Origin of the sequence: Streptomyces sp. NPDC006197, assembly GCF_040613865.1 — a bacterium.
In the GTDB taxonomy this organism is placed as follows: Bacteria; Actinomycetota; Actinomycetes; order Streptomycetales; family Streptomycetaceae; genus Streptomyces.
In genome coordinates this window covers 20,654-28,145 of the sequence record NZ_JBEXSZ010000111.1, presented here as the reverse complement: position 1 = coordinate 28,145, position 7,492 = coordinate 20,654, and the positions used below count along the sequence as shown (strand labels likewise).

The window sequence follows — 7,492 nt, the reverse complement described above, 5'->3', positions numbered from 1 at the left end:
AACCCCCCCCCCCCGCCCCCCGGGCGGGCGGCCCCCGCTTCTCTCATCTGTGGAGCTAAGGAGAATTGAACTCCTGACCTCCTGCATGCCATGCAGGCGCTCTACCAACTGAGCTATAGCCCCGCGTGCGGGAATTTCAGATTACCGCAGAACCGGTACTGGCCATCCGATCCGGATGGCCAGCTTCCGTTCTGTGGAGCTAAGGAGAATTGAACTCCTGACCTCCTGCATGCCATGCAGGCGCTCTACCAACTGAGCTATAGCCCCTTGTTTCGCCGTCCCCGCTTCCGTGTTCCTCGCGGCGACGGACAGAACATTAACGGCCCGCCCGGCAGATCGCCAAATCCGTTTCCCCGGCCTCTCCGGGGGCCCGGGTAGGGTCGCCGACTGTGTCCGTCTCCGTGCTCTCCCGAACCCGCGCCCGGCCGTGGCCCCTGGCCACCGCCGCGGCGGTCTGTCTGCTCTCGTTCACGGCCTTCTGGGTGGCGCAACGCCTCGCCCACGTGAACATGCTCGACGTGATGGTCTACCGCGCCGAGGGCGAGACGGTCCGGGCCGGCGGCGACCTGTACGCGATGCGCGCGACCTCGGCGAACCTCGGCATGACCTACCCGCCCTTCGCGGCGCTTCTGTTCGTCCCGCTCACCCTGGTGGACGTCCCGCTGATGCGGACGCTCACGACGGCGGGGAACCTGCTCCTGGTGGTCGCCCTGGTGCAGCTGTCGCTCCAGCTGGTCCGCCCCTCGCTGTCGCGGACGGACCTGTGGCGCACCACCCTGTGGGTCGCCGCCGTCGTGGTCTGGTGCGAGCCGGTGTGGACGACCCTGCGGTACGGCCAGATCAACCTGCTCATAGCGGTGGCGGTGCTGTGGGACCTCACCCGCCGCGAGGGCAGCCGCTGGGCCGGCCTCGGCATCGGCCTGGCGACCGCGGTGAAGCTCACCCCGGGGCTCTTCGTGGTCCTCCTGCTCGTCGCCGGTCTGCTGCTGTGGCGCAGGGACCGGGGCATGAACCAGTGGCTGCGCACGGCGCTGACGGCGACCGGGGCGTTCCTCGGGACGACACTGGCCGTGGCGCTCGCCCTGCCCGCGGACTCGAAGCGGTTCTGGACGGAGACCCTGTTCGAGACCGGCCGGGTCGGCTTCGCCGAGGAGACCGCCAACCAGTCGATCCGCGGGGTCCTGGCCCGGCTGATGCACACGGACGACCCTGGCATGTGGTGGGCGGTGACGGCGGCCCTCCTGGGCGGCGCGGCGATGGTGCTCGCGGTACGGGCGGCGGTGCGCGGCGACAAGGCGGTGGCCGTGGTCGTCTGCGCGTTCACGGCGCTGATGATCAGCCCGATCTCGTGGTCCCACCACTGGGTCTGGTGCGTCCCCCTGCTGATCCTGCTCGCGGACCGCGCCACGCGCGCGTGGCCGGTGACGGGGGCGGTGGCGCTGGCCTTCGCCTCGTTCGCACTGTGGTGGGTCCCGCACGACCCGGGCCGCCCCGAACTGGACCAGAACGCCGGGCAGATGCTGCTGTCGGCGATCTATCCGCTGACGGCGACGGCGCTGCTCGTGGGGTACGCGCTGACGCTGCGGCGTCAGGCCGTCGCGAAGGAGTAGAACCGCTTGAGGGTGCAGTGCTCGTCGAGGAGCCGGCCGTAGATCGGCTCCCCCTCCAGCTCGCGGTAGGTCTCGATGGGGTCGCCTTTTATGATCAGCGCCCGCGCGCACTCCTCGCACCAGTACTGGAAATCGGGATTGACGGGGTCCATGTCGCGCACGATGGGCGTGCCGCTGCCGCACCAGTCGCACTTCCGCCTGTGTGCACCCATCAATCAGCTCCAGCTGTGGCCGCAGGCCGTGCACCCATAGGACACCCCGCCGTTGTCGCCGAGCACTTGGGTCACCCTCCCGTCCGGATCGTCGTCCCCCTCCGGCCGTCCGATTCTGCCATGGCCCCGCAAGAGGGTCAGCGTGATCGTCGCGGCAGTCCCGCGGCGGCGCCCACGACGGAGGCGGCGGCCAGGGCGAGGGCGGTCGCCCACAGCGCGTCGGCGGAGTCCTGAGCTCCGGAACCCGCGTACCGGCCGAGGAAGAAGGTGCCGAACGTGGCGACGCCCACGAGCTGCCCGAGCTGTGTGACGGTGGCGAGCAGCCCGCTGGCGTCGGCCGCGTCCTCGGGGCGTACGGTGGCCAGCGCCCCGGTCAGGGCCGGACTGAAGGCCAGCGAGATCCCCGCGCCGAACGCGCCCAGGGCCGGGTAGAGCCCCCAGCCGCCGGTGCCGCCGTCCGCGAGCAGCCCTCCGACGGCGAGGAGCGCCGCGGCCGCGAGCAGGAATCCGGCCGGGACCAGCGCGCGGTGCAGCCGGGCCGGGCAGCGCCGCCAGGTCAGGCCGACGGCACCGAAGGCGACGGCGGCGGGTCCGAAGGTGAGCCCGGCGCGCAGGGCGCTGTGGCCGAGCCCGCCCTGCAGGTACAGGGTCAGGGTGAACAGGAGGCCGGCGTTGACGCCCATCGCCACGGAGATCCAGAGGACGGCCCGCCCCATCCCGGGGACGCGGAGCACGCGCGGGGCGATCAGCGGGGTGCCGCCGCGCCGTGCGAGCCGGGACTCGTAGGCGCCGAAGACGACGGCGAGCAGCAGTGAGCCGCCGAGGGAGAGCCAGGACCACAGCGGCCAGTCCTGCTCCTGGCCGAGGACCAGGGGGACGGTCAGCAGGGACACGGCGGCGGCGAGGAGGAGCAGACCCGGCAGATCGAGGGCACGCGCACGCGTGGCCCCGGCGTGGGCGTCGCGGGGCAGCACCCGGACGCCGAGGACGAGCAGGGCGATCCCGAGGGGAACGTTGACCAGGAAGACCGGCCGCCAGCCGGTGCCGAAGAGGTCGGCGCTGACCAGGACGCCGCCGACGACCTGACCGGCGGCCGCGCCGGTGGCCAGGACCGCGGAGTAGGCGCTGAGGGCCCGGACCCGGCGCTCGCCCGTGAAGTTGCGCTGGATGAGGCTCAGCACCTGAGGGATCATCAGGGCCGATCCCGCACCCTGCACCAGCCGGAAGGCGATCAACTGCCCTGCGCCCGCGGCGAGTCCGCAGGCGAGCGAGGCGGCGGTGAACAGCGCGAGGCCGCCGAGGTACGCCCGCCGGTGGCCGATCAGGTCTCCGAGACGGGCCCCGGTGATCAGCAGCACCGCGTAGGTGATGGTGTAGCCGGCGATGACGAGCTGGAGCGCGCCTCCGGACGCGGAGAGTTCGGTCCGGATGGTGGGAGCGGCGACGTTGACGATGAAGACGTCGAGGAGCGCCATGAACTGGGCGGCGAGCACCACTCCGAGCAGCAGGCCGGGGCGGTTGTCGGTGGCCCGGTCTTTACTGGGTGCGGGACGTGTTGCGGTCGAGGTCATGCGAAGAGCGTGACCGTGATCGGATACGGGTAACGAGAGCCCGCCGATGCTGGTACTGACACCACCTGGCAGCGGCGGCACGGGGACTCGACCATGGGGGTGTGACGATTGTGGCAGCGCTACCGACGCAGCGTCGGCGACGACCGGAACTGGCCGCGTTCCTGCGGAGCCGCCGGGCCAGGGTGACCCCGGAGGACGTGGGCATGCCGCCGGGCCTCCGCCGGCGCACACCGGGGCTGCGCCGCGAGGAGGTCGCCCAGCTCTCCGGCGTCGGCGTCACCTGGTACACCTGGCTGGAGCAGGGCCGGCCGATCAACGCCTCCGCGCAGGTCCTCGACGCGGTGGCCCGCACCCTCCGGCTCGACCGGCCGGAGCGCGAGCATCTCTACCACCTCGCCGAAGTGCCGTACGCCCCGGACCGGCCGGCCTCTGACGTCCCGGAGGTGAGCCCGGAGATCCAGGGGATCCTCGACGCCCTGGACCCGCTCCCGGCGGTGCTCTACAACGCGCGGTACGACGTGCTGGCGACCAACGCCCTGTACGAACGGCTCTTCTTCCAGGACGGAGAGGGACTGGAGACCGGCCCGTTCGGCATACGCAACGTGCTGTGGGGGCTGTTCACCACTCCTCGGCCCAAGTGCCCGGTGGTCGACCGGAAGAAGGAGCTGCCGCTGATGGTGGCCCAGCTGCGGGGCGCGTACGGCCGCCACGTGGGCGAGCCCGACTGGGAGGAGTTCGTACGGCGTCTCGCGGAGGCCAGCCCGGAGTTCGCCCGGCTGTGGCGCAGCGGCGACGTGGTCCCGCCGGGGACGAGAGTGAAGACCTTCCGGCACGAGCTGGTGGGCGAGGTCCGGCTGACCTCGGTCTCCCTCTCGGTCAACGGGATGCCGGAGTGCCGGATCGTGACGTACTCGCCGAGCGACGAGGAGAGCAGCCAGGGGATCGAGGCCCTGCGGGCCCCGCGACAGAACGACGAATCCCGCCCCCTTACGGGGACGGGATCCGGTGACTGTGGAGCTAAGGAGAATTGAACTCCTGACCTCCTGCATGCCATGCAGGCGCTCTACCAACTGAGCTATAGCCCCTTGTGTTCTTCGTGTTCTTCGCGCCGGGCGCTCCGAACAAGAAGAACTCTAGCCTGTGACCTGCCGGAAAGTGAAATCCGGGTCCGGCAGGCCGGTCGTGGGCTCAGTCGTCGTCGCCGAGGACCGGCTCGGGCAGCGTGCCGGCGTTGTGCTCCATCAGGCGCCAGCCGCGCGCGCCCTCGCCGAGGACCGACCAGCAGCAGTTGGAGAGCCCGCCCAGGCTCTCCCAGTGCCGGGCCTCCAGACCCAGGAGCCGGCCGATGGTGGTGCGGATGGTGCCGCCGTGGCTGACCACGACGAGCGTGCCGTCCTCGGGGAGCTTGTCGGCGTGCTCCAGGACCACCGGGGCGGCCCGGTCGGCCACCTCGGTCTCGAGCTCGCCGCCGCCCCGGCGCACGGGTTCCCCGCGCTTCCAGGCTGCGTACTGCTCGCCGTACCGCGCGACGATCTCCTCGTGGGTCAGTCCCTGCCACTCCCCCGCGTACGTCTCGCGCAGGGCGGAGTCGTGGGCGACGGTGTGGCCGGTGATCGACGCGAGCTCCGCGGCGGTGGCCGCCGCCCGCTTCAGGTCGGAGGCCACGATGGCGTCCGGCTTGAGCGCGGCGAGCAGCCGTGCGGCCCGGCGCGCCTGGGCGACGCCGGTCTCCGTCAGCTCGATGTCGGTCGAGCCCTGGAAGCGGCGCTCCAGGTTCCAGGAGGTCTGGCCGTGGCGCCAGAGGACGATGCGGCGGCCTCTGCCGCCCTTGGTGGCGCTCAGCTCAGCTCACCGTCCGGTCCCTCGGGAAGGCCGGAGCCGGCCTCGATGTCGGCACCGGTCAGGGCGGCGTGCTCGGCGGCCTTGCCGCGGGTGTTCACGGCGTCCTCGGGCAGGTCGAGCTCGGGGCAGTCCTTCCACAGCCGCTCGAGGGCGTAGAAGACCCGCTCCTCGCTGTGCTGGACGTGGACGACGATGTCGACGTAGTCCAGGAGGATCCAGCGCGCGTCGCGGTCGCCCTCACGGCGGACCGGCTTGGCGCCGAGCTCCTTGAGCAGCCGCTCCTCGATCTCGTCGACGATCGACTTGACCTGGCGGTCGTTGGGCGCGGAGGCGAGCAGGAAGGCGTCGGTGATCGACAGCACGTCGCTGACGTCGTACGCGATGATGTCGTGCGCGAGCCGGTCGGCGGCCGCCTGGGCGGCGGTCTTGACGAGCTCGATGGAACGGTCCGTAGCGGTCACAAGCAGGCTTTCGTCGGCGGTCCAGTACCCCTCCAGGGTCTCACGGACCGCCGACGACCCCGTCGGCGTTTTCCCGGCGCCCCTTACCGGGGTCCGGGGACCTTGTAGTCCTGGCCCAGGATCACGGTGACCGCGATCGTTCCCGAGGGCTTGCCCTTCTCGACGGAGGAGGCGGGCAGCCCCAGCGTCTTGGCCACCTCGGTGGCCGTCGCCTTCTGGGCGTCGTCGCCGTAGAGGACCTGCGATTTCTCCCGGATCTCCGCGTCGGCTCCGCCCACGAAGGTGAAGCCGCCGTTGATCAGGACGATCCGGGCCGCCTCGGCCGCCTTCTTGCCGGAACCGTCCCGCACCGAGACCCGGGGCACCTCGCCCGCCTCGGGGGCGGTGACCTTGCCGCCCAGGATGTCCTTCACCACGCTGTCGCTCGCGCCCTCGGTCAGCGCGCCGTCCTGCCCCACCGGGAGCAGGGCCGTCTTGTAGTCGCCGATCTTGGCGTGCTCGGCGAGCTTGGCCAGGGAGGCGGCGAGGTCCTTCTCCGGGAGCGAGGGGTCGAGGATCTGCTGGAGGGTCTCGATGGTGACCGTGGCCGTCTCGGGGTCGCTGGAGAACTTGCGCAGCACCCCGTACATGACCCCGCCGAAGCGCTGGAGCTGCTTGGCCTCGGCCTCGCCGGGCGCCCGGTAGGTGGCGTAGGCGACGGCGGCGCGGCCGTTGAGCGTCTGCTTCTCGCCCTTCCGGACCAGCGGCTCGGCGCCCTTCTTGGTGTCGGGGACGTCCGTGTCGGTGTCGATCTCGATACCGCTGACGGACTCGACGAGGTTCTCCAGGTAGGGGGTGTCCAGCCGCCAGGTGCCGGTGATCTTCGTCCCGAGCAGGTTGCCGATCGCCTCCCGGGTGCCACTGGAGCCGTCGTCCTCGACGGACTTCCCGAGGGTGGTCCCGGCACCCTCGGCGTCGGCGACGACGACGGAGTTGGGGAGGAGGACCGTGGTGCCCTGGCGGGTGGTGGCGTTGTCCACGAGCAGGGCGGTGGAGGTGGTGCCGTTCTTGAGGTCGTGGAGGTGGACGACGATCGTGTCGCGCTGCTGCGGGCCGGTCGCGGCGTTCCCGCCCTTGCCCTCCGGGGCGGACGAACCGGGGAGCAGGCCCGCCGACCAGAGGTAGCCGACGCCGCCGGCGATGGCGAGCACGAGGACGACGACGAGCGCGACGATCCGGTTGCGGCCGCGCCGCCTGGCCTCCTCGCGCCGCTCCGAGCGGCTCTCGGTGAACTTGAGCCAGTCGATGACGTCCTCGGAGTCCTCGTCGGGCTCCTCGATGAACGAGAACTGCTCCGTGCGGTACGCGCGGTCGTCCTCGTCCTGCCGCGGCGGGGCGGGCCGCTCGGAGGCGGGGCGCTGGCCGGGGACTCCGGCCGGGGCCGCGACGGGGGCGGGGGCCGCCGGCACCGCCTGGACGGGGGCCTGGACGGGCGCGGGAGCCTGGACGGGCGCGGGCTCGGGCTGGGCGGCCCACTGCTGTCCGGTGTCGTAGGACGGGTAGGCATAGCCCTGCTGCCCGTAGGGGTCGTACTGCGGAGGCAGGCCCGGCTCCTGGGCGGGCGGCTGCTGGGCGTACGGGTCGTAGCCGTACGTCTGCTGCGGCTGCTGCTGCCCGGCGTACGGGTCGTAGTGCTGTGCGGGCTGCTGCTGCTGTGCCTGCGGCTGCTGGTACACCGGCTGCCCGTACTCGTCGTAGCCGATGATCTGCGGCCGCGGATAGTACGGGTCGTACGGGTGCTGCTGATCGTTCACCGG

The 7,492-nt window shown here is 71.7% G+C and carries 7 protein-coding genes and 3 tRNA genes; 2 read left to right on the top strand and 8 right to left on the bottom strand.

Going from position 1 to position 7,492, the window contains the following annotated elements; all coding sequences use genetic code 11:
- Positions 1–50 precede the first annotated feature (50 nt).
- Positions 51–123: transfer RNA gene (locus tag ABZ318_RS28455), tRNA-Ala, on the bottom strand.
- Between the two features lie 71 nt (positions 124–194).
- Positions 195–267 (bottom strand) — tRNA-Ala (locus ABZ318_RS28450).
- 122 nt (positions 268–389) lie between these two features.
- Here ABZ318_RS28450 and ABZ318_RS28445 point away from each other — a divergent pair.
- Entirely contained in the window at positions 390–1,610 is a 1,221-nt protein-coding gene (locus ABZ318_RS28445; RefSeq protein WP_356905315.1) for a glycosyltransferase 87 family protein, read from the top strand.
- Here the strand turns inward: ABZ318_RS28445 and ABZ318_RS28440 are convergent.
- Together ABZ318_RS28440 and ABZ318_RS28435 are read right to left on the bottom strand one after the other, a co-directional pair.
- Complete coding sequence (locus ABZ318_RS28440; RefSeq protein WP_030211122.1) at positions 1,589–1,822, bottom strand: hypothetical protein; 234 nt, start codon at positions 1,820–1,822, stop codon at positions 1,589–1,591. The two genes, ABZ318_RS28445 and ABZ318_RS28440, sit on opposite strands and share 22 nt — an antisense overlap.
- Before the next feature lie 137 nt (positions 1,823–1,959).
- On the bottom strand, positions 1,960–3,393 hold the full coding sequence (locus ABZ318_RS28435) for an MFS transporter (RefSeq protein ID WP_356905314.1): 1,434 nt from the start codon (positions 3,391–3,393) through the stop codon (positions 1,960–1,962).
- A 101-nt stretch (positions 3,394–3,494) separates the two neighbouring features.
- Between ABZ318_RS28435 and ABZ318_RS28430 the strand changes: the two genes are divergently transcribed.
- A complete protein-coding gene (locus ABZ318_RS28430) occupies positions 3,495–4,424 on the top strand; it encodes a helix-turn-helix transcriptional regulator (protein WP_356905313.1) in 930 nt (309 codons plus the stop codon).
- Here the strand turns inward: ABZ318_RS28430 and ABZ318_RS28425 are convergent.
- The 4 genes from ABZ318_RS28425 to ABZ318_RS28410 all read right to left on the bottom strand — a co-directional run bounded on the left by ABZ318_RS28425 (position 4,406) and on the right by ABZ318_RS28410 (position 7,489).
- Positions 4,406–4,478: transfer RNA gene (locus ABZ318_RS28425), tRNA-Ala, on the bottom strand. The genes ABZ318_RS28430 and ABZ318_RS28425 overlap by 19 nt on opposite strands.
- A 103-nt stretch (positions 4,479–4,581) precedes the next feature.
- A complete protein-coding gene (locus ABZ318_RS28420; protein WP_356905317.1) occupies positions 4,582–5,235 on the bottom strand; it encodes a histidine phosphatase family protein in 654 nt (217 codons plus the stop codon).
- Positions 5,232–5,696 (bottom strand): ribosome silencing factor, encoded by a 465-nt coding sequence (gene rsfS / locus ABZ318_RS28415; RefSeq protein ID WP_030684910.1) that lies wholly within the window; start codon positions 5,694–5,696, stop codon positions 5,232–5,234. The genes ABZ318_RS28420 and rsfS overlap by 4 nt, the downstream gene beginning before the upstream one ends.
- A gap of 83 nt (positions 5,697–5,779) precedes the next feature.
- Entirely contained in the window at positions 5,780–7,489 is a 1,710-nt protein-coding gene (locus ABZ318_RS28410) for an LCP family protein (protein WP_356905312.1), read from the bottom strand.
- Between the last annotated feature and the right edge of the window lie 3 nt (positions 7,490–7,492).

Excerpts from the sequence above, each read along its gene's own strand:
- ABZ318_RS28440 (WP_030211122.1), bottom strand. The coding sequence starts at position 1,822 with ATGGGTGCACACAGGCGGAAGTGCGACTGGTGCGGCAGCGGCACGCCC.
- ABZ318_RS28435 (WP_356905314.1), bottom strand. The coding sequence starts at position 3,393 with ATGACCTCGACCGCAACACGTCCCGCACCCAGTAAAGACCGGGCCACC.